This is a genomic window from Desulforamulus reducens MI-1 (assembly GCF_000016165.1).
Lineage (GTDB): Bacteria > Bacillota > Desulfotomaculia > Desulfotomaculales > Desulfotomaculaceae > Desulfotomaculum > Desulfotomaculum reducens.
In genome coordinates this window covers 3,238,428-3,263,953 of record NC_009253.1, presented here as the reverse complement: position 1 = coordinate 3,263,953, position 25,526 = coordinate 3,238,428, and the positions used below count along the sequence as shown (strand labels likewise).

Annotated in this window: 21 protein-coding genes, 1 other RNA gene and 1 riboswitch; of the genes, 19 read left to right on the top strand and 3 right to left on the bottom strand. The window is 46.1% G+C overall.

The features are described from left to right. Positions 1–8 precede the first annotated feature (8 nt). From DRED_RS15990 to DRED_RS15975, 4 genes are all read left to right on the top strand, one after another. Complete coding sequence (locus DRED_RS15990; RefSeq protein WP_011879294.1) at positions 9–737, top strand: CpsD/CapB family tyrosine-protein kinase; 729 nt, start codon at positions 9–11, stop codon at positions 735–737. A 23-nt stretch (positions 738–760) separates the two neighbouring features. Next, positions 761–2,335, top strand: a complete 1,575-nt coding sequence (locus DRED_RS15985) for an S-layer homology domain-containing protein (RefSeq protein ID WP_011879293.1) — start codon at positions 761–763, stop codon at positions 2,333–2,335. A 120-nt stretch (positions 2,336–2,455) separates the two neighbouring features. Then, entirely contained in the window at positions 2,456–5,236 is a 2,781-nt protein-coding gene (locus DRED_RS18025) for an S-layer homology domain-containing protein (RefSeq protein WP_011879292.1), read from the top strand. Positions 5,237–5,327: 91 nt separating this feature from the next. Beyond that, complete coding sequence (locus tag DRED_RS15975; RefSeq protein WP_011879291.1) at positions 5,328–6,140, top strand: tyrosine-protein phosphatase; 813 nt, start codon at positions 5,328–5,330, stop codon at positions 6,138–6,140. Positions 6,141–6,619: 479 nt separating this feature from the next. Here the strand turns inward: DRED_RS15975 and DRED_RS18885 are convergent, their stop codons facing one another. Next, positions 6,620–6,796, bottom strand: coding sequence for a hypothetical protein (locus DRED_RS18885; RefSeq protein ID WP_156779688.1), 177 nt, complete (start codon positions 6,794–6,796; stop codon positions 6,620–6,622). 143 nt (positions 6,797–6,939) lie between these two features. Continuing rightward, a riboswitch (cyclic di-GMP riboswitch) is annotated at positions 6,940–7,021 on the top strand. A gap of 40 nt (positions 7,022–7,061) precedes the next feature. Between DRED_RS18885 and DRED_RS15970 the strand changes: the two genes are divergently transcribed. Further along, positions 7,062–7,319, top strand: coding sequence for a hypothetical protein (locus tag DRED_RS15970; protein WP_011879290.1), 258 nt, complete (start codon positions 7,062–7,064; stop codon positions 7,317–7,319). A 16-nt stretch (positions 7,320–7,335) separates the two neighbouring features. Here DRED_RS15970 and DRED_RS15965 read toward each other — a convergent pair whose 3' ends face one another. Beyond that, the gene (locus tag DRED_RS15965) at positions 7,336–8,445 is read right to left on the bottom strand and encodes a hypothetical protein (RefSeq protein WP_011879289.1); all 1,110 of its coding nucleotides are present in this window, start codon (positions 8,443–8,445) and stop codon (positions 7,336–7,338) included. A 228-nt stretch (positions 8,446–8,673) separates the two neighbouring features. Between DRED_RS15965 and whiA the strand changes: the two genes are divergently transcribed. From whiA to DRED_RS15905, 13 genes are all read left to right on the top strand, one after another. Next, positions 8,674–9,642 (top strand): DNA-binding protein WhiA, encoded by a 969-nt coding sequence (gene whiA, locus DRED_RS15960; RefSeq protein WP_011879288.1) that lies wholly within the window; start codon positions 8,674–8,676, stop codon positions 9,640–9,642. Continuing rightward, entirely contained in the window at positions 9,623–10,609 is a 987-nt protein-coding gene (locus tag DRED_RS15955) for an MBL fold metallo-hydrolase (protein WP_011879287.1), read from the top strand. Before whiA ends, DRED_RS15955 begins: the two co-directional genes overlap by 20 nt. A 114-nt stretch (positions 10,610–10,723) precedes the next feature. Further along, positions 10,724–12,142 carry an RNA polymerase factor sigma-54 gene (gene rpoN, locus DRED_RS15950; RefSeq protein WP_041274682.1) on the top strand — a complete coding sequence of 473 codons (1,419 nt, stop codon included), beginning with the start codon at positions 10,724–10,726 and terminating at the stop codon, positions 12,140–12,142. 125 nt (positions 12,143–12,267) lie between these two features. Beyond that, positions 12,268–13,314, top strand: coding sequence for a type I glyceraldehyde-3-phosphate dehydrogenase (gap, locus tag DRED_RS15945; protein ID WP_011879285.1), 1,047 nt, complete (start codon positions 12,268–12,270; stop codon positions 13,312–13,314). A 3-nt stretch (positions 13,315–13,317) separates the two neighbouring features. Next, positions 13,318–14,499, top strand: coding sequence for a phosphoglycerate kinase (locus tag DRED_RS15940; RefSeq protein ID WP_011879284.1), 1,182 nt, complete (start codon positions 13,318–13,320; stop codon positions 14,497–14,499). Between the two features lie 101 nt (positions 14,500–14,600). Next, entirely contained in the window at positions 14,601–15,353 is a 753-nt protein-coding gene (gene tpiA, locus DRED_RS15935) for a triose-phosphate isomerase (protein ID WP_011879283.1), read from the top strand. Positions 15,354–15,447: 94 nt separating this feature from the next. Continuing rightward, positions 15,448–16,998, top strand: coding sequence for a 2,3-bisphosphoglycerate-independent phosphoglycerate mutase (gpmI, locus tag DRED_RS15930; protein WP_011879282.1), 1,551 nt, complete (start codon positions 15,448–15,450; stop codon positions 16,996–16,998). 179 nt (positions 16,999–17,177) lie between these two features. After that, positions 17,178–18,464 (top strand): phosphopyruvate hydratase, encoded by a 1,287-nt coding sequence (eno, locus tag DRED_RS15925; RefSeq protein ID WP_011879281.1) that lies wholly within the window; start codon positions 17,178–17,180, stop codon positions 18,462–18,464. Positions 18,465–18,637: 173 nt separating this feature from the next. Then, positions 18,638–18,868: a preprotein translocase subunit SecG gene (gene secG, locus DRED_RS15920; protein ID WP_011879280.1), complete on the top strand. Its 231-nt coding sequence runs from the start codon at positions 18,638–18,640 to the stop codon at positions 18,866–18,868. A gap of 50 nt (positions 18,869–18,918) precedes the next feature. Next, positions 18,919–21,012 carry a sodium-translocating pyrophosphatase gene (locus DRED_RS15915; protein WP_198006965.1) on the top strand — a complete coding sequence of 698 codons (2,094 nt, stop codon included), beginning with the start codon at positions 18,919–18,921 and terminating at the stop codon, positions 21,010–21,012. A 189-nt stretch (positions 21,013–21,201) separates the two neighbouring features. After that, a complete protein-coding gene (smpB, locus tag DRED_RS15910; protein ID WP_011879278.1) occupies positions 21,202–21,687 on the top strand; it encodes an SsrA-binding protein SmpB in 486 nt (161 codons plus the stop codon). Between the two features lie 49 nt (positions 21,688–21,736). Next, positions 21,737–22,086, top strand: a transfer-messenger RNA (tmRNA) gene (gene ssrA / locus DRED_RS18420). Positions 22,087–22,248: 162 nt separating this feature from the next. Next, the gene (locus tag DRED_RS15905) at positions 22,249–22,413 is read left to right on the top strand and encodes a hypothetical protein (protein WP_156779687.1); all 165 of its coding nucleotides are present in this window, start codon (positions 22,249–22,251) and stop codon (positions 22,411–22,413) included. Positions 22,414–22,465: 52 nt separating this feature from the next. Here the strand turns inward: DRED_RS15905 and DRED_RS18415 are convergent, their stop codons facing one another. Next, on the bottom strand, positions 22,466–22,765 hold the full coding sequence (locus DRED_RS18415) for a hypothetical protein (RefSeq protein ID WP_011879277.1): 300 nt from the start codon (positions 22,763–22,765) through the stop codon (positions 22,466–22,468). A gap of 148 nt (positions 22,766–22,913) precedes the next feature. Here DRED_RS18415 and DRED_RS15895 point away from each other — a divergent pair, with 148 nt between their 5' ends. Beyond that, positions 22,914–25,379, top strand: coding sequence for a heavy metal translocating P-type ATPase (locus DRED_RS15895; RefSeq protein ID WP_011879276.1), 2,466 nt, complete (start codon positions 22,914–22,916; stop codon positions 25,377–25,379). The last annotated feature ends 147 nt before the right edge of the window (positions 25,380–25,526 follow it).

The window sequence follows — 25,526 nt, the reverse complement described above, 5'->3', positions numbered from 1 at the left end:
GGAGCAGAATGATGTTAAATAACAGACTCGTGGTTTTGGAGAACCCTAAATCACCGGTAGCAGAGGCCTATCGCATAGCCCGAACCAATATTCAATTTGCAGCTGTTGATAAAGAGCTTAAAACATTATTAATAACCAGTTCCGGTCCAGCCGAAGGGAAATCCACCACTGCTGCGAATCTAGGCATTGCCTTTGCCCAATCTGGTAAAAGCGTCATTATTGTTGATGCTGATTTACGCAAGCCAACCCAGCATAAGGTATGGGAAATTGATAATATTATTGGCCTTACCAACATACTGCTGGGGGACACTGAGATAGCCACAGCCTTACAACCTTCCCCCATGAAGAATTTACATATCGTAACCACCGGGCCCATTCCTCCTAACCCAGCCGAATTGCTCGGGTCCCAAAGAATGACTGCTTTACTGACATCCTTCCGTGAACATGCAGATATTATTATCATTGATTCCCCGCCCATTATTGCTGTTACCGATGCGGCTTTGCTGGCACCCCAGGCGGATGGGGTTGTTTTGGTTGTTGCATCGGGACAGGCCAAAATTGAAACAGCCCAGAAGGCAAAGCAAATGCTTTTAAATGGTAAAGCGAAGATCCTGGGAACCATCTTAAATATGGTGGAAGAGGACAGTCAGGATTACTACTATTATTATTACTATGGTGAAGGCAGCGGTGATAAAAAGAAAGGAAAAAAAAGAGGCCATAAGGCAGCTTGTTTATAATTTTTCTAAAAAGGAGATAGAAGATGCTAAGAAAAAAAGCATGTGCAGTTACCCTGTCCCTGGCATTATCCTGTCAGTTTTTAATTGCCCCCATGGCAAATGCAGGATCAGTGGATGATGCTATAAGCAATATTACAAAGGATCCCAGTTACTCAAAAGTAGTTGACCAGTTGAATGTTGACTCAAAAGTTGTAGAAGATTTTGTACGGGATGTGGTAAACAGCATTGACAAAGACAAGTTAAATGACGATAGCCATATAAAAGAGGTTGTGACAGGAAAGTTTCTTACAAACGAGGCCCTCAAAGAGGCTGTAGTATCCTTACCGGCATCGGAATATGCAGATGCTAAGAATGCTGTTAAAGAGTTAGGCAATACCCTGAGAAATGAACTGCTTAAGGACCCGGCGGTTCCCGGTGTTGCTGGCGGGGGAGCAGTAGGCTCAGAAGAATTTAAAATTCAGACTTCAGGTTCCCGGGCAATTGTTGATTCTAATAGTAAAGCCTATATTTATCTGAACGGACTGCAAATAAAAGAAGTGAAAGATGCCAGAAAGTCATTGGAGATGAGGTTTGGTGATGTTAAGTTAGCCTTCTCCACAGAGGCACTGAATATTGGCTCAGTAATGGGAGAAGAAAAGGCTGAGTTTAAGGTCCGTGTCAAGCAACTGGCTAGTTCAGAAATGAATAATCTTATGTCGGGCGCCAAAAATGGTGGGGTATATAAAGTTGCAGGTTACATTTACAACATAACATCCGAAGCAGTTGATAAATCAAGTAATACTGAAGCCCTTTCTTCATTTAGTGGTTCTATTACTGTTTCTCTCCCTGTACCCTCGGAATATAGAAACAGTGCATCCACTGGGACACTAAAGGTTTATACCTATAATGAAAAAACGAAGAATTGGGATTTGGTTGGTGGGGTGTTTAATAGTAGTGCCAATGTAATGAACTTTGACACAAAGCATTTCAGTCAATATGCTTTATTAGAGCAAGTAACTGCCACGGAAACAATACCCCAAGCAAAACCTGCTGCACCTGTTTTAAAGGAATTCAAAGACATCGAAGGGCATTGGGCTGCCAGCGATATTCTATACATGGCATCCCAGGGCTATGTCAATGGTGTAGAGGCGGACAAGTTCCATCCCCAGGACCTAGTTACCAGGGCGGAATTTGCCACTATGCTGGTCAACGTATTGGGGTTACAAGGTCAAGGGGAGGTTGTCTTTAAGGATGTAAATAAAGGGGCTTGGTACTACCCCAGTGTAGCATTGGCTTGCAAGGCTGGGCTGGCTAAGGGGAAGGGTGCGGATACCTTTGCTCCCGGAGCGCCCATTACCCGGCAAGAGATGGCGGCTATGCTTGTAAATGCCATGAGTTATAAAGGAATGGCGGTACAAGCCGACACAGCGGTATTAGCTGCCTTTGCGGATCAAGCCCAAGTAGCAGATTGGGCCAAGCCATCGGCTGCGGCTGCCTATGCTGCCCAAATTATCAAAGGGAAACCCGGGCAAAAGGGCTTATGTTTTGGACCAACGGATAACACCACCAGGGCAGAGGCTGTGGTAATGTTGAAGAATTTTTTACTAACTAAAAAATAGCATTAGAGAAATGCTTCCAAAATTTATGTTAGTTTAGGTTTTAATTTGATGATAAATGGGAGGTGTATACGAAAGTATTTTATATATTACCTTTGAATTGCGAGAGGAGGCAAATAATCGGTGAAAGAAAGAAAGTATCTAGCAATATTGCTTAGTCTGTGTTTAGTTTTATCCTTAACCACAGTAGCCTTTGCTGCCACATTTACAGATTTACAAGGCCATTGGGCAGAGGGGCAAATTAATGAATGGTCCGCCAAGGGGCTTGCTGGGGGATACGCAGACGGTACCTTTAAGCCCAACAATGAAGTTTCCAGGGCAGAATTTGTTGCTCTGGTAAACCGGGCCTTTGCACTAAACAATGGTGGTGCAGCAAATAGTTTTACAGATGTTAAAGAAGGTCAATGGTATTATGGCGAGGTAGCCGTTGCCAAAGCTGCCGGTTATATTGGTGGGTACAGTGATGGTACCTTCCGGCCCAATCAGGCCATATCCCGGCAAGAGGCTGCTAATATCCTGACTAGATTGTTAAAGCTTCAAACAACCACAGCAGGTATTGATGCCTTTGCAGATGCTTCCCAAATACAAGCCTGGGCCCAGGGTGGCATAGGTGCAGTGGTTAATAGCGGTTTGATGCATGGATTCCCGGATAACACCTTCCGTCCGCTGAAGAGCATTACCCGAGCTGAAGCAGTTGTATCTTTGGATCGGGCTTTAAAGGCCAATGGAAAAGAGGTAACCGTTCAGAGTGGTATTGAGGGTAAAGTTACTCTGAATGGCAAAGCCATAGCCAATGCTGTTGTGAGAGTATTTCAGGCTGATAGCTTCAAGGTAATGGAAGAAGCCAAGACAGATAGCAACGGTAATTATAAATTCAACCTACCCAAGGGCAAGTATGACCTCACTGCTTCTACTGACAGTGAAGTAGGCTACAAAAGTGATGTCAAGGTAGCGGATAACCAGTTAACCTCACAGGCTTTGACCTTGGAAAAGGCAGCCATATTGAGCGGTGACCTGGAGGACAAAGATAAAAGAACAGTTAAAAATGCCACCATTGCATTTACCACCAACCCTACCTTTGTTACCACCACAGATAAGGATGGTAAGTTTAAGGTAGCTGTGCTGGCCAATCGTGATTATACCGTAAGGGCCTACAACCCTGATGAAAAGGACAAGGCACCGGATGTTGTAATTGAAGGACTAAAAGTTGCTGCGGCAGGAAAGCAACAGCTTGCTACTCTAAAAGCCCACTTTGCCGTTAAAAGTAGTAGCGGCGGCGGTGGTGGTGGCGGTGGATCAAGCACTCCTGCTATTGATGTAATTAATCAACCTGGTACCCATACTGGTAATTATACGATCACTACCAGCGGTACCTATGGTCCTGCTAGCGGAACATCAACCATCGTGGGTTCCTTAACCATCAACCCTGGGGCAAGTGGCGAAGTTACCATCCAGAACATAGATGTTGACAACGTAACAGTAAGTTCTGGGGCATCTAATTCAATAAAATTTAAGAAAGTAAAAGTTAAGCAAAAATTAACTGTTAACACCGGTAATCAAGCTAATAGTGTTCGTATTGTCACAGAGGATTCGTCGATTACCGTTACCAAGGTAGAGTCTAAAGTTATTCTGGAAGCAGCTCAGGGAGGTTCCTTTGGTGATGTTGCCGTAGAAGCAGCTGCTGCTGGTCAGCAAATTGAACTTAGAGGAACTTTTAACGGAACTGTAACTGTGGCTCAGGGAGTGCAGGGTTTGACACTAAATTTGGGGTCAGGAACAACCTTGGCAAACCTGGCAGGCAATGTTTCAGGAATTTCCAATGTGGTAGTGGCAGATGATGCAACCCTTCCTCCCGCTCTAAATGAAATAGCTGCCGACTTGGATACTGTACGAAATGTTAAAGCTAACTTAAATATAACTTTTGCCAATGGCGACACTGTGACAAATGTGACACAGAATGTTACTTTACCAACGGTAAATGCTGATCCCAATGTCACTATAACATGGGCCTCAAGTAATACCGATGTAATCACCAATGACGGTACTGTAAAACGGCCCAGAGTGGGTGGAGATAAAACAGTTATATTAACTGCTACCATTAAGAAAGGGAAAGCAACCGTAATAAAAACCTTTACTGTAACGGTAAAAGGCGTCAATCTTGTGCCGGCAGAACCAACTCTGGAAGCATTACTAACTGCTATTCAAACGGGCCTTAATAGTCTTACCCAAGACGAATGGAATAACCTGAAGGCACAAAGGGATCAACTGGTTAATAACCTAACAGAAGAAGAGATTTTTGAAGCCTTAAGAAAGTCTGGCTTCGAAAATATAACCAACACGAATATTACCATTGAAGAAGCACGCTTTGCCTTAGCAACCATCCGCGGGTTGGCTCACCTGGGACGGGATAATGTAGGCGATAGTGTTCAGTTGATCAGCGGAGAGATTGAGAAGCTGAAAACGGAGTTTAGTGAAGTTGTTACTAAGCTTCGGCAATATAACATTAATCAAGAGGTTGTATATAAATATGGCATAGATTTATATACCTGCATCTTGCAGGGCGATTGCAAGGTTACTGCCGATAACTATGAAAAAGACCTTTACAATGCTGCACTATACGTATTGCGTGATCGCCAACACCCAGAGTTAAAAACAGTGGCTAAATTAACCTTTGATCGCCTAAAAACATATCACTCTCAGGATTCTGCCTTAAGTGGAATTCTTAAAGGAATTGTCTTTGAGAAAGATGAAAACTCACAGCCCGGAGATGTTGAAGTAGATGCCACTGTAATAATGTTGGCAAAGAAAGAGTTAGAGAGCAGGAACGATAGTGCCTATGACAGCCTCATAGAAACTTTAGACTTCATGGTCAACCTAAGTAAGACCTTTATGCCACTAAATTAAACACCATAACGACTAGATGACCCTGTTTAAACAGGGTCATCTTTTACAAATGGCTCAAGGAAATTTGTAACAAACATTTGGAGGAAAAGGTTTGATCGATTTACATTGCCATATCTTACCCAACATCGACGATGGTGCCAAAGACCAAGCTATAAGCTTAGAAATGGCTGCAAAGGCTGTACAGGAAGGAATTACGACGATTATTGCCACGCCCCACTGTATCCCAGAGGTCTATTTTACTGAGAGACAAGCTATTCTGTCAGCAGTGGCGGAGTTACAAAAATTACTAGATGGGGCAGGCCTACCACTAAAGATATTACCCGGTATGGAGGTGCATCTGACCCTGGATGCAGCCCAGAGGTTGGCCCAAGGCAGTGCCCTGACACTGAATGATACAGGGAAGTATGTGTTGTTGGAATTTCCCATGAATCATGTGCCGGCCTACTCAGGGCAGGTAATCTTTGAAATTATGCTGAAGGGAATTAAGCCGATCCTCGCCCATCCGGAACGAAACAGGGAAATAATAGAAAGTCCTCAGGTCCTATATCAGTTACAGGAAAAGGGGTGCCTTGTGCAGGTTACTGCTGGTAGTCTGACTGGTCGTTTTGGCTCAAAAATACAGCAGTTGACCCAGGATTTTGTTCGTCTGGGGTGGGTGGATTTTATTGCCTCGGATGCCCATGATCCCATCAAGCGACCCTTTCTATTAAGGGAAGCCCGTCTTGTGGTGGAAGAATTAGTGGGCCGAGAAAGAGCACTACAACTGGTCCTGGGCAATCCTGAAAAAGTGACAAAGGGAGAAGCCATTGGCAAGGGCGAAGTTCTACCTTATCAACTAACCAGAGGCGAAAAAAGAAAAAAGAAAGGCCTTTGGTACGGGCTACAATCCTTCTTTAGAAAATAAAGTGATTTCGGAGGGGAGGTTTATTTATTAAAAAATTATGGATTGTTTTTATTATAGTAGGTCTTATTCTAGGCTCTGGATATTTTTACTTTGATAAACAGGTACTAAATGGTCAATCGGATTTAGATGAAAAAAACCTGCAGGAACAAAAGACAGAGCTTATTAACAATGAAGAATACAATGATTTACCCGAAGTCATTGCTCTAAAAAAACAGGAAGCAGAATTAAAACAGCAAGGGGTTGCGGGAAACGATTCTACGCAGGCAGAAGGCCCCACAAAGGGGATCACTGAGATTAATAAAAATGCCCCCTCACAGGCGGACATTGAAAACAGGCTAAAGGGCAAGCTGACTGCCTTACAAGGTGAGTATAATGGTAAGTTAGGTGGTTTAATAGCCTCTGCCAAGCAGGAGTATCGCCAAATTACTTCCGGGCAAAAAAAAGGTTCCAAAAGCGATCTGGCAGAAAAATATATAGGTTTAGCCAAGGGTCTGGAGGCCCAGTGTGATGCCAGGGTCTATGCAGCCATTGCCTTTGCAGAGAATGAACTGTTGGAATATGGTTATCAAAGTGATTTTACGGAGCAGGCCAGAGAGGCCTATCAGCAGCAAAAGAAAGAACGAAGAAAGCAATTGCTCAGTAAGATATAAGAACATTAAGGCCCCCCTAGGGGGAGTTCATTACTAACCTAAGAAACTATTGGATATCATTAGTAAAAAATGAAATATTTATGACAATTATCAAAATAAAGAGGATACTGTATAAGGTTGTCGAATAATATTGTCGAATAATATTTATGTTCCGACAAAGGCAAACCCTCCGAAAGGGTGGGGCGCAAAACCACGGGCCTAAGGTGTAGCTAGGGTAGCCGGGTTGCCGAGAAAAAATTTTAATAGTCGGGGCTTTCGGGAGGTTTAAGGAATGACTTATTATCAAAAGGCCCTTAAAGGCACATTAGTATCCGACAAAGGTGAGCAACGTACTAGATTACAGAAGATAGAAGAGTTAAAACAAAAAATAGTTGGCGAGGGGTATCAGCCCTCCGAGGCTGAGCACTTTTTAAAAATGGCCGCAGGTTCACGCAAAATCGAAAATCTAGATAACCAGGAATTAGATAAGGTTATCGAAAGGCTTGAGGCACAAATTACCATTGCCCAAAAATGCAAAAGCATGTTTTAGCATAAAAAAACCGGGGTTATTCCCCGGGTTTTTTATTAGCTGAATCTTTGCTTCCGGTGGCATCAAATCCATACCAAATGATGCGTTTGCCGTTGGAAGGGTATTTGCTCTGGCCAAGGACAATGAGTCTTACCCGGTGCTCACCCGGTGGGAGGTTATCTGCCACCAGAAAATATTTCATGCAAGGCTCCGGTGAGTAGGTGTCAATGATGTTATATTTTGTATTATCCACATAGATCCTGGCCATACCGCCGTCCGGTACACACTTCACCAGTACCCCAACGGCCTTTCCTGTAAAGTTACTTTCCACATAGGCGCCGCTCTGTGAACCAACTAATACTGGTAAGTTCTCTTTTACATTGGGCTTATCCATTAAATAGGCTGATGAAGGTTTTTGAATTTGCTGCCAGGATAGGTACTGGTCAATGTCTGCCACTGGATTTACCGCTGTAATCTTATTTCCGGTAAATTCTGCGGTTGACCGCTGTTTTAAAAGCTCTAGCAGCGTTGATTTGCTAGAATCAGGTTCCCATAGGGGCAGGTTGTAGTGCTTTGCCAGTGCCGTTTGAATTTGCTTTATTGCCGGCTGGAGATTGGTCCCTTGCAGCATGATAATTTCTGCTTTTGGTAAGGCTTTGCCGGCGGTTTGTAGGATTGCCTCGTAAAGACCCTCGGACGGTGATTCCTTAACCTCCTGCTGGTTTTCTGTGCCGGGATAAAGCAAAATAAGATCCGGTTGTTCAGACTGGCTGGCCTGGAATTTATTGAAGATCATGAGGGTGCTCCAGGGGGTGCCACTGTTATTGGTTAGTGTAGTAAGTTTTACTTGGCTCTTAAATGTTTCTTCTACCTTGTTTATTTCTTTATTGAGATAATCCCCGGAGAGTATCCCCTGATCACCTAGGACCAGCACATTGACCGGCTGTTTTAATTGAAATTTACTGTATATTGTTTCTGGTTGGAATGAAGCAGGCTGAGTTACCTGAACTGCTTTTCCTGATTGAGTAAAGGTTTGCTCCTTGGCAAATAAATACTTGTAGCCAATACCCCCCATTGATACCAGAAGTCCCAGGGATAAAGCCGAGGCAATAATAATCTTTTGAATTTGTTCAAAATTTTTTTGCAATTGTCATCACTCTCCCAAATCATTATAGAGGGAAATTTATTCCATGTGAACTAGTTAGAAGTAAAAATTATAAATTTTTTACAATTTATGGAAGTTATTAGGCCAGCAATTTTTTATAAACTGGGGCAATCTATTAACATATTGATATAATGGTATAAAATTTGCATCAGACCATATTGTGCCATTTTAACTGTGGTATAATATCTTTTGTGAAGTGGAGGGGTGCCCATGTCCTTCTCGGCAGTAACAAAAAATGAACTGGCACGGGTTGTGGGAAGTAAAAAATGTTGCCGAATGGCAGAATTGGCTGCCCTGATTAAGATGGATGGCAGTGTCCAGATCAGTGGCCAAAAGAAATTTTCCCTTAATATTGTCACGGAAAACGCAGCCGTTGCTAGAAAAATTTTTACGCTATTGAAAAATTTATTTGGTCTGTCCACAGAGATTATGGTGCGACGCAAGGTGCGACTGCGTAAAAATAATGTTTATATCGTTCGGATTCCTGCCCAACCGGGCATTGAAGAGATATTTAAGGCCCTGGGTTTTCAGGCCGGGAGTTTTAGTTTTACAGAAGAAGGAATTGTCAAAGATTTAATTGCCCGGGACTGCTGTCGTAAGGCTTACTTAAGGGGGGCCTTTTTGGGCGGTGGCTCCGTTAACAATCCCGAAGGGACCTATCATTTGGAAATTATTACGGATAATCAGAAACATGCCCAGGATCTAGTGGAGTTGATGCAGTACTTTCAGTTGCCCGCCAAGGTTAGCCCCCGTAAAAACTGGTATGTGGTGTATCTGAAGGGCAGTGAGCAAATCATTGACTGTCTTAACTTAATGGAGGCCCATTCAGCCCTGTTGGATTTTGAGAATGCTCGTATTTATAAAGGGGTACGCAACCAGGTCAACCGGCTGGTGAACTGTGAAACAGCCAATTTAAATAAAACGGTCAATGCTGCTGTAAGGCAATTGGAAAATATTAAGTTTCTGGCTGATAGAATTGGTTTGGAAAAGCTGCCAAAGCCCCTGAAGGAAACTGCAGAATACCGATTACAATATCCCGATGCCAGTTTAAAAGAATTGGGGGAACTTTGGACGCCCCCGGTGGGTAAATCCGGGGTAAACCATCGCATCCGAAAAATTGAACGTTTGGCGGAAAAACTGCGGTCAGGGAAGGAATACCATGGATATAAAGAAGATTGACCAAGAATTAAGAGAGAAAACCGGAACCGCCGCCATAGAGTCCTATACTAAATATCGCCATCGGCAGGAACCCGCCCCGGCAGCTCCGGGTGCCAGTGTCCTTTTTTTGGGTACCGGTGGGAATCCCGAGGCAGTTTTTAGCCAGGTGCCGAGAACAGCTGGCTTTATCTTAGTGGTGGATGGACTACGTCTTTATGTGGATCCGGGACCCGGGGCTGTGGTGCGGGCCCGGGAGGCAGGTCTTGATCTGGGTTCTCTGGATGGGATTTTTATCTCCCATGGACATCTGGACCACTATGCCGGGGCCGAGGCCGTCATTGAGGCCATGTGCTGGGGTATGTTTGTCCGTCGGGGGGTTGTACTGGCACCTAGGCAGGTATTGGAGCGAGACAGACTATTAAGCATCTACCACCAAGGTAAGGATCGACTTTCTGGCTATAAAGGGGGGCCGACGGTAAGAATTCTGGAGGCCCACCAACCGATGCCCATAGGAAAGGTTGCCCTGACACCGATACCGGCTTATCACGGGGAGGAAAACTATGGCTTTATTTTACAGACAGAAAGTTTAACCCTTGGTTACACCAGTGATACCAATTATATCCAGGGATATACCACCCCCGAAGGGTCGAAGGATTTATCCTACCGGGGACCGATCATGGATTTAATTGATATTGTTGATTACCGTACCGATATAAAGGAAGCCTTTAGCCAGGTGGATGTTCTAATTGCCAATGTCACCAGTCATAATGTCTATGCGCATCGGCATATAACCACATTGGGGCTAGCTCATTTACTCCGGGGCAGCAAAGTAAAACTGTGCATCATGACGCATTTTAACCATTGCTGCCTGAGCCCCGACGACCTCCGGCCCCCCATGGCAACCTATGTAGAGCAGACCAGCGGCGTACGCACCCTCTATGCGGTGGATGGGGGAAACTACAATATTGCGGAAATACTCAGGCGCTAAAAGGATATTACAGCAGAGAAATAGAAATGATTACTAGGTTTTTATTGTACGATAATTCTAAATAGTATATTTATATTTTTCGAAATTTGGTTTAAACAACGGGGGTGATGGAGCTTGCGAATGGACTTCGGACTTAATTTAGAGCAGACCCAAAAACTTATTATGACACCTGAGCTTCGTCAGGCCATCACGGTATTGCAGTTATCTTCCCTGGAGTTGGTGGAATACGTAGAACAACAGGTGTTGGAAAACCCTATGTTGGAAGTTAAGGAGTACGACCAGGAGCGTCAGGAGGACCCAAATACCACCCGAGAAGCCCATTCAGAGAAAATAGATAAGAAAGAATTTGACATGGACTGGGAAGAGTATTTTCAAGACCGCAGCGACCTGGGGTTTTCCCCGGGCAGAAATCAGAGGGAGACTACTGAACAACCTAGTTTTGAGCAGTTTGTGACCCATACACCCACCCTAATCGAACACCTAACCTTTCAACTGAGCCTCAGCCGGGCCGATGAAGATTTAAAAAGAATTGTTCAATATTTCATTGGTAATATTGACCCCAGGGGTTATCTGGGTATTGGTCTGGAAGAAGCAGGGCAACAGCTGGCAGTGGGGTTGGATCAGTTGGAAAGGGCCCTGCGGATTTTGCAAGGTTTTGACCCCCACGGTGTAGGGGCCAGGGATTTAAAAGAATGCCTAAGAATTCAGTTGGAGTTTTTAAAAATTGATGATCCCCTGGTAAATGCATTGATCGATCAATATTTACCAGATCTGGCCACAGGAAAAGTGGCTAAGATTGCCGCCAAATTAAATGTATCTCCCCAGGAAATTCAACGGGCAGCCGATATTATTAAAAAGCTGGAACCAAAGCCCGGTAGAAATTTCAGCCAAAACGATGACTTGCGCTATATCACCCCGGATGTGGTGGTGGAAAAGGTAGAGGGAAAGTATGTTATTTTGGTTAATGATGTGGCTATTCCACGTCTTTCCATTAACAATACCTACCGCAGGGTTTTAGCGAAAAATAGTTCTGCCGATCAGAATACGAAACAGTTTGTGGAGGAAAAGCTAAATGCAGCGGCCTGGTTAATACGCAGCATTGAACAGCGTCGGTTAACGTTGTACAAAGTGGCCAATTGCCTGGTGGAATTGCAACATGACTTTCTGGATTACGGGGTAAAATTTTTGAAGCCCCTAAACCTGAAAAAAGTTGCCGAGATTGTTGGCGTTCACGAGTCCACCGTTAGTCGGGCCACCTCTAATAAGTACATACAAACCCCCCAGGGTGTCTTTGAAATGAGGTATTTCTTTTCCTCGGGACTTGATGATGCCAGTGGCTCCCAGGTATCTGCGGAGAGTCTAAAAAAGATTTTGCAGGAGATTATTCAACAAGAGGATACTTCCAGTCCCCTCAGTGATCAAAAGATTGCTGAATTGTTTGCTAAACGAGGGGTTAAGATATCTCGTAGGACAGTTACAAAATACCGCGATGAATTAGGTATCCCTGCCACAACCAGGAGAAAAAGATATTAAAAATTTCTTGTAAATGGCAGGGAATTTGCTATGAATGTTGAAAACATTTTCTAAATAAGACATACAATTTAATAGGAGCACAATGTATTGTGACATATTAATATTTGAAGGAGTGGATTTTGCAAATGGCACCTATTAAAGTGGGTATTAACGGGTTTGGTCGAATCGGAAGGAATGTGTTGCGCTGCGCCATCGAGCGGGGGGAATTTGAGGTTGCACTGGTGAACCACAAATCCCGTCGTCTGGACTTCAAAGCCATTAACGATTTAACCTATGCTCAGACCCTGGCGCATCTTTTGAAGTATGATTCAGTGCATGGCACTCTGAATGCCGATATTTCTGTCACCGAAGACACCATAGTTATTAACGGCAAGGAAATTAAAGTCGTGGCCGAAGCTGATCCTGCCAAACTGCCCTGGAAAGAACTAGGGGTTGATATTGTCATTGAATCCACCGGTCGTTTTACCAAAGGACCCGATGCTGCAAAACACTTGGCAGCAGGAGCAAAGAAAGTAATTATTTCTGCTCCGGGTAAAGAAGTAGACGGTACCTTTGTCATGGGTGTAAACGACGATCAATATGATCCTGCCCAGCACCATATCATTTCCAATGCTTCCTGTACCACCAACTGTTTAGCCCCTGTGGCAAAAGTTGTACATGAGAACTTTAAGATTGTAAGAGGTCTGATGACCACCGTTCATTCCTATACCAACGACCAACAAATCCTTGACCTGCCCCACAAGGATCTGCGCCGGGCTAGGGCTGCCGGAATGTCCATCATTCCCACCACCACTGGTGCTGCCAAAGCGGTTGCTCTGGTACTGCCTGAACTGAAGGGCAAGCTGAATGGTTTTGCCATGCGGGTGCCGACCCCCAACGTATCGGTTGTGGACTTGGTGGTTGAGTTGGAGAAAGCCACCTCCGCAGAAGAAATAAACGCTACCCTGAAGGCTGCAGCAGAAGGTCCCCTGAAGGGTATTCTGGAGTTTAATCCGCTGCCATTGGTTTCCAGAGACTTCAATGGCAATCCCAACTCCTCCATCGTAGATGGTCTGTCCACCATGGTGATGGAAGGGAATATGGCCAAGGTTGTTGCTTGGTATGACAACGAGTGGGGTTACTCCAACCGTGTGCTTGACTTAGCACTAATGGTAGCTGAAAAGGGGCTGTAAACCATGCAAAAGAAGTCCGTTAGGGACGTCGACGTAAAGGGTAAAAGGGTCTTTGTCCGGGTGGACTTTAATGTACCCTTGGACAGAGAGAAAATTACCGACGATACTCGTATTCAAAAGGCTTTACCCACCATCCAATATTTAATGGGTCAGGGAGCCAGGGTAATTTTGGCCTCCCACCTGGGTCGACCCAAGGGAGAAGTGGTGGAGAAATACCGCCTGAATCCCGTTGCCAAACGGCTTTCTGAACTTCTGGGCCAGGAAGTTGTCAAGGTTAATGAATCTGTAGGAACCGAACCCCAACAGGCCATTGCCCAGATGAAGGACGGCGATGTACTGCTGCTGGAGAATGTTCGTTTCCACGGAGAAGAGACTAAAAATGATGAGAAGTATGCCAGACAATTGGCTCAACTGGCAGATCTTTTTGTCAATGATGCCTTTGGTGCTGCCCACAGGGCCCATGCTTCCACCGCAGGTATTGCTGAGTACCTGCCTGCTGTGGCTGGCTTTCTGATGGAAAAGGAATTAGAAAATCTCGGCAAGGCGGTTACCAATCCTGAACGTCCCTTTGTGGCCATCATTGGTGGAGCTAAGGTTTCCGATAAGATTGGGGTCATTGAGAACCTGTTAAGCAAGGTGGACACCTTGATCATTGGCGGCGGTATGGCTAATACCTTCCTCAAGGCCCAAGGTTACGATATTGGCAAATCCCTCATTGAACCGGATAAGGTTGAGCTGGCCAAGGAATTGCTGGAACGGTCTAAGGCTCAGAAGGTGGAATTGTTACTACCCAATGATGCTGTGGTGGCCCTGGCCATGGAACCAAATGCCCAACAAGGGGTGGTTCCAGTTAGCGGGGTGCCGGCTGATTGGATGATTTTGGACATTGGACCGGACACTGCAGAGTGTTATGCAGCCGCTGCTAAAAAAGCTGCCACCGTGGTTTGGAACGGACCCATGGGTGTCTTTGAAATGGATGCCTTTGCCAAAGGTACCGAGGCTGTGGCCAAGGCCTTGGCAGAGTCCAATGCCATCACCATTGTGGGCGGTGGCGACTCCGTAGCGGCGGTGAACAAGGTGGGTGTGGCGGATCGGATCAGTCATATTTCCACCGGCGGTGGTGCTTCGCTGGAATTCTTAGAAGGCAAAGTACTGCCAGGTGTGGCTGCCCTGCAGGATAAATAGGAATAAATTTGCAGATTTAAATAAAAAATAACGGTATACTGTAGAAGTGAGAAGGGACATAACTTCTCACTTCTTCGTACGTTAGAGGGGGTGTCGTCATTATGAGGAAATTAATTATTGCTGGAAATTGGAAAATGCATAAAACTGTGGCCGAAGCGGTAAGCTTTGTGCAGGAACTAAAACAAAAGGATCTTGGCAATGGTGTTGAAGTTGTTGTGTGTCCCACCTTTACTGCCCTGGCTCCGGTGGCGGAGGCCCTCAAGGGAAGTAATATTGCTTTGGGAGCACAAAATATGCACTGGGAAGCCCAGGGGGCTTTTACCGGGGAAATAGCACCCGCCATGCTGCAGGAGCTGGGGGTAAAATATGTTATTTTAGGTCATTCCGAGAGACGACAGTACTTTGGAGAAACGGACCAGAATGTTAACCAGAAGGTAAAGGCAGCTTTGGAGGTTGGGCTGGTTCCCATTGTCTGTGTGGGGGAAACCCTGGAGCAACGGGAAGCCGGCAGCACCGAGCAGATTGTTACCCAGCAGACCACAGGTGCTTTGGCTGGGTTAAGGCCGGAGCAAGTGGCAGGACTGGTTATTGCCTATGAACCTATTTGGGCCATTGGTACGGGCCAAACGGCCTCCGACGAGGACGCCCAGCAGGTCAATCAGATCATTCGGCAGGTCATTGATGGTCAGTTTGGCGGTGCTGCTGCAGAGGCTGTACGCATTCAATACGGCGGCAGTGTTAAGCCTGGTAATGCCCGGGGGTTAATGGCCCAGCCGGATATTGATGGCGGACTGGTGGGCGGCGCCAGCCTGAAGGTAGAAGACTTTGCAGGTATTATAAAGAATTGTTTGTAGAAGCCTTAAAGATATGACGAGGTTTGGATACCTCGAGGTTTTTGCTGTGAACCTCGAATTTTAATCTCGAACCTTGGGATGAGGAGGTTCCATATTGAGCCAAGAACGAAAGCCCCTGGCTTTGGTTATCCTGGATGGTTGGGGGTTAAGTCAGGATAAAAACGGCAATGCCATAGCCCAGGCGTCAACACCTAATATGAATCAAATCTTAGCCAATTCCTCCCATACAACCTTGGCTTGCTCCGGGGAGGCGGTGGGTCTCCCGGAGGGGCAAATGGGGAACTCTGAAGTGGGGCACTTAAACATGGGCGCCGGTCGGGTGGTTTACCAGGAGTTGACTCGGATCACCAAGTCCATTAAAGACGGGGATTTTTTTGAAAACCCGGAGTTATTAAGGGCGGTCCAAAACGTCAAGGAAAAGGACTCCGCACTACATATTATGGGCTTGCTTTCCGACGGCGGTGTCCACAGTCATATTAAACATATTTTTGCTGTTTTAAAATTGGCGGCCCAGCAAGGATTGTCTAAGGTGTATTATCATGCCTTTTTAGATGGCCGTGATGTACCACCCTCCAGCGCCAAACTCTACATGAGGGCACTTTTAGCAAAGATGAAGGAAGAGCAAGTGGGACAGGTGGCCACAGTCAGTGGCCGTTATTATGCCATGGATCGAGACTGCCGCTGGGAACGCACAGAATTGGCCTATAGGGCACTGGTTTATTCTGAGGGCTTGCAGGCCAACTCGCCCTTGGAGGCCATTGATGTGGCCTATGAGCGTGGCGAAACCGATGAATTTGTCAAACCCACCATTGTCACCGATGACAAAAAACAACCGCTGGCCAAAATTTCCCAGGGGGATTCAGTAATTTTTATTAATTTTCGCCCTGACCGGGCTAGACAAATTACCCGGGCCTTTGTGGATGATGACTTTGCAGGGTTTGATCGGGGCACCAAACACCCCCAGGTGTATTTTGTTTGCATGACGGTATATGATAAAACCATTGAGGCACCGGTGGCCTTTCCGACCCACAAACTGGTGAATACCCTGGGGGAATGGTTAAGTAAACAGGGCCTTAAGCAATTAAGGTTGGCTGAAACGGAAAAGTATGCCCATGTCACCTTTTTCTTCAATGGCGGGGTGGAGGCTCCGAACCCCAATGAAGAAAGGGTGCTAATTCCTTCTCCTAAGGTAGCGACTTATGATTTAAAACCAGATATGTCGGCCTATGAGGTAGCGGATGCCTTTGTGGAGCAAATCAATAAAGAAACCTTTGATGTGATTATTACCAACTTTGCCAACCCGGATATGGTAGGACATACCGGCGACTTGGCAGCAACACAAGTTGCCATTGAAACGGTGGATCAGTGTCTGGGTAAGGTGGTTGCTGCTGTGCTGGAGAAGGGTGGCACTGTGTTGGTCACCGCTGACCATGGTAATGCAGAGAAAATGCTGGATGAAAAGGGTGGCCCCTTTACTGCCCACACCACTGACCCAGTACCCTTTGTGCTCATAGGGAATCAGTACAAAGGTGCCAAACTGCGGGAGGATGGCAGCTTGTCGGATATTGCTCCCACCATGCTGGATATTCTTGGTTTAGCCAAACCGGCAGAGATGACAGGAAAGAGTCTGTTGCTTAAGGGATAGGCTGAGGCTTAAGGGATGGTCTATGGGGTCAGGCCATGGGCCGTGAGCCATGAGCTTTGGGGTTAGTATAATTTTGCTTCAAGACTCACGGCCCACAGCCCAGGGCTTAAGGCCAATGCAAAACCTATAGTTATAGATAGCTTATGGATAATAAGAACTAAATAGGAGGAGAAACAAACATGACTATCATCAGCGATGTTTTTGCTCGGGAAATTCTGGATTCCCGGGGTAATCCAACACTGGAAGCCGAAGTTTGGCTGGAAGACGGTACCATTGGCAGAGCAGCTGTTCCTTCCGGTGCCTCCACCGGTGCCTATGAAGCCGTGGAATTAAGGGATGGCGACAAAGGTCGTTATCTGGGCAAAGGTGTTGTGCAAGCCGTAGAAAATGTTAACGAAATCATTGGACCTGAACTTATTGGCATGGATGCAACCGATCAAATTGGTATCGACCGTTTAATGATTGAGCTGGATGGTACCCATAACAAAGGAAAACTGGGTGCCAACGCCATTCTGGGCGTTTCCCTGGCTGTGGCCAAGGCCGCTGCCAACTTCTTAGGCCTGCCCCTTTATCAGTACATCGGCGGAGTCAACGCCAAGGAACTGCCGGTTCCCATGATGAATATCTTGAACGGCGGTGCCCATGCTGACAATAACGTTGATATTCAAGAATTTATGGTGCTGCCTGTTGGTGCCGACAGTTTCTCCGAAGGGCTGCGCATGGGTGCAGAAATCTTCCACAATTTGAAGTCTGTACTGAAGGCCCGGGGCCTGAACACCGCCGTGGGGGATGAAGGGGGCTTTGCACCCAACCTGAAGAGCAACGAAGAAGCCCTGGCAGTCATCATCGAAGCCATTGAAAAGGCTGGCTACAAACCTGGACAAGATGTTTTCTTAGGACTGGATGTGGCTGCCACTGAAATGTACAAAGACGGTAAATATGTGCTGGAGGGTGAAGGCGTTACCTATACCTCCGAAGAAATGATTGCCTTCTACCAAAAGCTGGTGGACAAATACCCCATCATCACCATTGAAGATGGTCTTTCCGAGGATGATTGGGAAGGTTGGGCCAAGTTAACCCAGGCATTGGGCAAAAAGATTCAACTGGTAGGGGATGACTTGTTTGTAACCAATACCGAGCGGCTTTCCCAGGGTATTAAAAAGGGTGTAGCGAACTCTATCCTCATCAAAGTAAACCAGATTGGTACTTTAACAGAAACCTTAGATGCCATTGAGATGGCCAAACGTGCGGGCTATACCGCAGTGGTGTCGCACCGTTCCGGTGAGACCGATGACACCACCATTGCTGATTTATCCGTGGCCACCAATGCCGGTCAGATTAAAACCGGTGCGCCTTCCCGGACCGATCGGGTAGCCAAGTACAACCAGTTGCTGCGTATCGAAGAAGAGCTGGGAGATATGTCACGTTATCGTGGCAAAGAGGTATTTTATAATTTGCAGGATTAAGGGTTTGTTAAAACAATCACAAAAGTGGTGAAAAAAGGAGCCAGGGCTTGTTAGGGGGAGCCTTGGCTGCCTATTTTCACATGGATAAAGATTGTCACATATTTCACGTTATGCTATAATACAGAAGTATACAAGTCCTTTTTTTACATAGAACAATAAAAGGAGGTGGAGTTTTGTTAAAAGGTCTAGTGACTGCCATTCACGTACTAATTGCACTATCATTAATAGCAACTGTTTTACTGCAGTCGGGTAAGAGTGCCGGGTTATCTGGTGCCATTGCCGGCGGGGCTGAAACACTGTTCGGGGGAAAGAAGAAAGGTCTAGATGAAAAACTCGGCAGGCTCACAGCCTTCATCGCTATTGCCTTTGCAATTACTTCAATGGTTCTTGTGGTATGGAAGTAGGTCCTATTAATTAAAATCGGGACAAGGAGGGTAACTTCAAAGTGGAAAATATGACACTTGCTTATTACGCTGCGGGTGCAGGTGCGCTGGCTCTATTATTTGCCTTATTTACTCTGTCCAGCATCCTCAAAGAAGATATGGGTACACCCAAAATGCGTGAGATTTCCGAAGCTATTCACGAAGGTGCAATGGCTTTCCTAAATCGTCAGTACAAAACATTGATTCCTTTTGCTCTTATCATTTTCGTTCTTCTATGGGCTGCTCAGTATTTTGTAGAAGGTGGCGGCAGTGCACACATGCCTGTAGGCCCCGCTTCTGCGATCTCCTTCTTAGTTGGTGCGGCTTTGTCTGCTGTAGCTGGTTACATCGGTATGACCTCCACCACCAAATCTAACGCTCGTACCGCTGAAGCTGCTCGCAGCCACGGTCTGTCTAAAGCTCTAAACGTATCCTTCCGTGCTGGTGCTGTTATGGGTTTGTCCGTTGCTGGTCTTGGTCTGCTGGGCGTTTCCGTACTGTACATCATCTTTGGTCAACCTACCATTATTAACTCCTTTGCATTTGGTGCTTCTGCCATCGCGTTCTTTGCTCGTATTGGTGGCGGTATCTACACCAAAGCTGCTGACGTAGGTGCTGACCTTGTAGGTAAAGTAGAAGCTGGTATTCCTGAAGATGATCCACGTAACCCTGCCGTTATCGCTGATAACGTAGGTGACAACGTTGGTGATACCGCTGGTATGGGTGCTGACTTATTCGAATCCTATGCTGCTACCACCATCGCTGCTATGCTGATTGGTAACACCCTGTTTGGTTTTGCTGGCATTATCTTCCCAATGTTAGTAGGTGCTGTTGGTATTGTCGCTGCTATTATCGGTACCTTCTGTGTACGTACCTCCGAAGATGGTAACCCCCAGGCTGCTTTGAACGTAGGTCTCTGGGTAACCAACATCTTAACCGCTATTGGCGTTTTCTTTGTAGCAAAAGCTACCTTCGTTGGTGAAGCTGCTTCTGTTGCTACTGGTATTTTCATGGCTGTTGTAGCCGGTTTGATTGTTAACGTAGCCGTTGGTTACTTAACTGAAGTGTACACTGGTACTGGCAAGGCTTCCGTTAACCGTATTGCTGAAGCATCCAAGTCTGGCCCTGCTACCAACGTTATCCACGGTCTGGCTGTTGGTATGGAATCTACCTTCCTGCCCATGCTGACCTTTGCTGGTGCTATTTACTTCTCCTTCTGGGCAGTAGGATCCGCTGCTCCTGCTGACAAAGCTGAAATATGGGCTATCTATGGTATTGCTATGGCTGCTATGGGTATGCTTTCCTCCGCTGGTTTCGTTGTTGCTATGGACTCCTTCGGTCCTGTTGCTGACAACGCTGGTGGTATCGCTGAAATGGCTGAACTTCCTCCCGAAGTTCGTGCTAAGACTGACAAACTGGATGCAGTTGGTAACACAACCGCTGCTATCGCTAAAGGTTTCGCCATTGGTTCCGCTGCTCTGACCGCTCTGGCTCTGTTCAGTGCATACGTTGAAGCAGTAACTCACAAGTTTGCTGCTGTACTGCCCGGTGGCAAGTTCATCGTTAACTTGACTGAACCCATGGTTCTGGTTGGTGTGTTTATCGGTGGTTCCATTCCTTTCTTAGTAGGTGCTCAAACCATGCGTGCCGTTGGTGAGGCTGCTTACGGAATGGTTGAAGAAGTTCGCCGTCAGTTCCGTGAAATCCCTGGTCTGCTGGAAGGCAAGCCTGGTGTAAAAGCTGACTATGCTCGTTGCGTAGACATTGCTACTTCTTCTGCTATCTCCAAGATGGTTGCCCCTGGTATGGTAGCTGTATCTGCTCCCATACTGGTTGGTTTCATCCTTGGTGCAAAAGCTCTGGCTGGTTTCTTAGGTGGCTTAACCGTTACTGGTGTTCTGATGGCTCTGTTCCTGTCTAACGCTGGTGGTGCTTGGGACAACGCTAAGAAATGGATCGAGCAAGGCAACTTGGGTGGTAAGAAGTCTGATCCACACAAAGCAGCCGTTGTTGGTGACACTGTAGGTGACCCCTGCAAAGATACCTCCGGTCCTGCTATGAACCCCCTGATCAAGGTTGCTGGTACTATCTCCCTGATCCTTGGTCCCCTTCTTACCAGACTGTAAGAATAATAATGAAATGATAAAATGTCGGCCATATAAGGCCGGCATTTTAATTATTTGCGCATATAAAAAGAACCTGGCTTGACATAAATGTTTAGTTTGGTATAATATAAATAATTGCTTATAACATTGTTTGTAAAAAGCCCGTGTCTCAGCTGAGTACTTGGGCTTTGTTTATCCGAGGTGTATCTTATGGCTGCCAAAGCAACCTCCGAAAAAGGTTTTAAAACTATTACCGACAACCGCCGAGCCCGGCATGAGTATCACGTCATCGAAACCTATGAAGCTGGTATTGCTTTATCAGGTACAGAGGTGAAATCACTTCGGGCGGGAAAGGCCAATTTGCAGGATGCCTTTGCCCGAGTTGAAAACGGCGAGATGATGCTTTATAATTTACACATCAGCCCCTATGAACAGGGCAATCGTTTTAACCACGAACCCAAAAGAACCCGTAGACTACTAATGCATAAACAAGAAATTTTGCGTCTCTATGGTAAGGTTCGTGAAAAGGGACTTGCATTAATTCCGCTGAAGGTGTACTTTAACCCTAGGGGTAAAGTAAAAGTTCAGCTAGCCTTGGCCCAAGGTAAAAAATCCTATGATAAACGTCATGATATTGCCGCAAGGGATGCCAAGCGTGATATGGACCGCGCCATGCGGGAGCGGCAGAAGATGTAAGACAAACTGAATAGCTTTTTGTTAGCAAAAGCATTCTCTTTTATAACAAGGGGGCGAAATGGCTTCGACGGGGGATGCGATGGCAAGAGGAGCGAGCCGGGATCTCACCAGCCCGTTAAACGGTGAACACTAATAATTGCTAACGAAGAATACGCTTTAGCAGCTTAATTGCTGTCTAACCTCCTACCTTCTGCGCCCGCGGTGAAGGATAGGGGGTCAACTTAGCGGGACGCTCTATAGCCTGATGTTCGGAGGGCTATAGCTAAGACTACCGGACTAGCAACCGAGGAGGCTGTCTATGGCCGCCAAGGAAGCGAAATCTAAAGCATAGTCTACGCTCGTAGAGCCTGTTGTGGTTGCTCTTTCGGACGGTGGGTTCAACTCCCCCCGCCTCCACCAAAATTTGTAAATTATGGTATTGGCAGACAAATGCTGATACCATTTTTTATTTTATATACAGTTATAAGTATTAATAACACAATTATGACATTATAAATTCAAATACATTTATTTAGTGACTATTTAAAGATGAAAAATCATAAGGGCCTTGCACTCGACATTATGATCATCTCTCTTGAAATGGGAGTAGAGTTTATTAACCAATTCGGTGATATAAGCGAAGAAATGGTGGAGTATATGGCTGAAACCTATGACAAGATTATCTCCTATATAAATGAAAAGGACAGTCATAACCAAAGCCAGTGTCTAAGTAGGTATAAAATTTAGCTTCTACCTTAGGGTGGGGGACATAGGCATAGCCTTCATTGAAGAAAAAAACCTAATCTTTTTTATCCTCAGAATTAGCCAAGTTATTGGAATTTCTTGGCATATCAGAAAGTATAAAACTTTCCGATATGCATAAGGGCAAACTAAGGCTCCGCCGACGTCTAAAGACTTGGCGAAGCCAAGTTTTTCTAAGTTTTAATATCTGAGGTGTAAATTCGGCACTGTTCCTAAGGGCGTTTTTTACACCGGAGTTGACTGCCAAGTAAACCACCAAACCCAGGAGTGCCAGGGGAATCAGCATCATAATAATCATACTAAACCAACCCATTCCATAACCATACATCATTGGCATAAGACATTCCCTCTTTCAGTTAATTTGAATTATTTTTCCCTGGAGGTAGTGTTTTTAGTAACAGATGTGGCGATATTATCATAAGTTTGGGCTAAACTAACTAAATACAGGTTAGGTGTCTTTAGGCAACAAAGGGGAGGAAGGAACCGTGGACATTCATAAAGTATCCTTAAAAATACTGGGTATGGAGTGTGCTGCTTGTGCAGCCAAAGTAGAACGCACACTCAAAAAATTGGATGGGGTTACAGAGGTATCAGTGAACCTGGCGGTGGAAAAGGTAACCGTTAATTTCCAGCCCAACCGTGTTGGCATTGACCAGATCATAAAAACCATTGTTGATCTGGGCTACCAGGTTCCTACGGAGAAAGTTGATCTCAAAATAAGCGGCATGACCTGTGCCGCCTGTGCGGCCAGGGTGGAAAGGGCTCTGGGGAAAAGGGAGGGTGTTCTCAGGGCCAATGTAAACTTTGCGATGGAACGGGCGGCGGTAGAGTTTGACTCGACGGTGGTTACTGTTACCGAATTAAAAAGAACCGTGGCTGATGCAGGCTATCAGGCGGAGGAGGGAGCCAAGTGCTTTGACGGGGATCATGAGAAACGGGAACGGGAAACCCGCAAGCAGATTCGCCTTTTGATTATGTCAGCTGTGTTGTCCCTGCCCCTTCTGGCGGTTATGTTTGCTGAATTATTTAATTTCCCACTACCCATGCTGTTACACAATAAGATATTCCAATTTGCCCTGGCCACGCCAGTACAATTTATTGCCGGATTCCAATTTTACCGGGGGGCCTATCGTTCACTGAGACATGGCAGTGCCAATATGGATGTGCTAATTGCTCTGGGAACAAGCGCTGCTTACCTTTACAGCGCAGGTGCCACATTCTTTTACCCCGGCCATGTTTATTACGAAACAGGAACTATCATCATCACATTAATTATCCTTGGTAAAATGCTGGAGTCCATTGCCAAGGGCCGTACCTCTGAAGCTATCAAAAAGCTGATGGGGCTCCAGGCTAAGACTGCTCGGGTGGTCCGGAACGGGCAAGAGATGGACATCCCTGTTGAAGAAGTCCAGGTAGGAGACCTGGTGCTGGTACGTCCGGGTGAAAAGGTACCAGTGGACGGCGTTATGAAAGAAGGGTTTTCCACTGTGGACGAATCCATGCTAACCGGCGAGAGCATACCAGTGGATAAAAAGATAGGCGACGAGGTGATCGGCGGCACCATCAACAAGCATGGCAGTTTCAAGTTTGAAGCTACCAAAGTGGGTTCGGATACTGCTCTGGCGCAAATCATTAAAATTGTGGAAGAGGCCCAGGGATCCAAGGCTCCTATCCAGCGATTGGCAGATATAATTTCCGCCTATTTTGTGCCTGCGGTGGTGGGTATAGCTGTCGTCACCTTTGCGGTGTGGTATTTCTTTGCCGACCCCGGCAACCTGGCAAGGGCCTTAATTAACTTTACGGCCGTGCTGGTTATTGCCTGCCCCTGTGCCCTAGGTCTTGCTACACCTACCTCGATTATGGTAGGTACCGGAAAAGGTGCGGAAAACGGTATTCTCATTAAGGGAGGCGAACACCTGGAAAAAGCCCATGCATTAAATGCAATTGTTTTGGACAAGACAGGCACCATCACCAAAGGAGAGCCCTCACTGACAGATGTCATAACCATCGATAAGGGAATCAGCGAAGACGAATTAATTCGTTTAGTTGCCTCTGCTGAAAGGGGCTCGGAACACCCTCTGGGTGAAGCCATTGTTAAGGGGGCCAGGGAAAGAGGTATAGAGTTAGCCGAACCACAGGAATTTGAAGCCATTCCAGGACACGGTATTGCTTCACGCATTGGGGAGAACATAGTACTCATTGGTAATAGAAGGCTGATGTATTCACAAAATATCGATATATCCAGACTGGCAAAACAGGTGGATGCTCTGGAAGAGGAAGGGAAGACTGCTATGCTGGTGGCCGTGGGTGGCAGGGCTACAGGTATAGTGGCAGTGGCAGACACGGTAAAAGAGACTTCTGCAGAAGCCATCCGTGCCCTAAGAGACATGGGGATAAAAACTTTGATGATTACGGGAGATAACCGTCGTACTGCCGAGGCCATTGCCAAGCAGGTGGGAATACCACCGGAAGATGTGTTGGCCGAGGTACTGCCCCAAGACAAGGCAAAGGAAGTAAGCCAGCTAAAGGAAAGTGGAGAAGTGGTGGGAATGGTTGGTGACGGCATTAACGATGCCCCGGCCCTGGCTACTGCCGATGTAGGTTTTGCCATCGGTACCGGTACCGATGTGGCGATGGAAGCTGCTGACATTACCCTGATGCGAGGGGATCTGAGGGGAGTCGCGGCCAGTATCAAGTTAAGCCGGGCGACTATGTGCAACATCAAACAAAACCTGTTCTGGGCCTTAATTTATAATACACTGGGCATTCCGGTAGCTGCCCTGGGCTTCCTCTCTCCTGTATTGGCGGGAGGTGCAATGGCCTTTAGTTCGGTTTCAGTGGTTACCAATGCCTTAAGATTAAAACGATTTGATCCTTACAGAGACTTTCGTAGAGAAGAAAAAAAGGTTCCTCACCGTCTGATACCCGAACCGGCGCGACGTCCGGAATAATAACATTTATATGAGAATGAGGAGTGAAATGATATGGAATTCCTGGAAGATTCGCTCTTAGCCATCGCATTGCTGGCAGGAGTTTCCTTTACCGGGTGGTATTTTGCAAGAAGGAAAAACAGAATAAAGGAATAACCCTGGAAACAT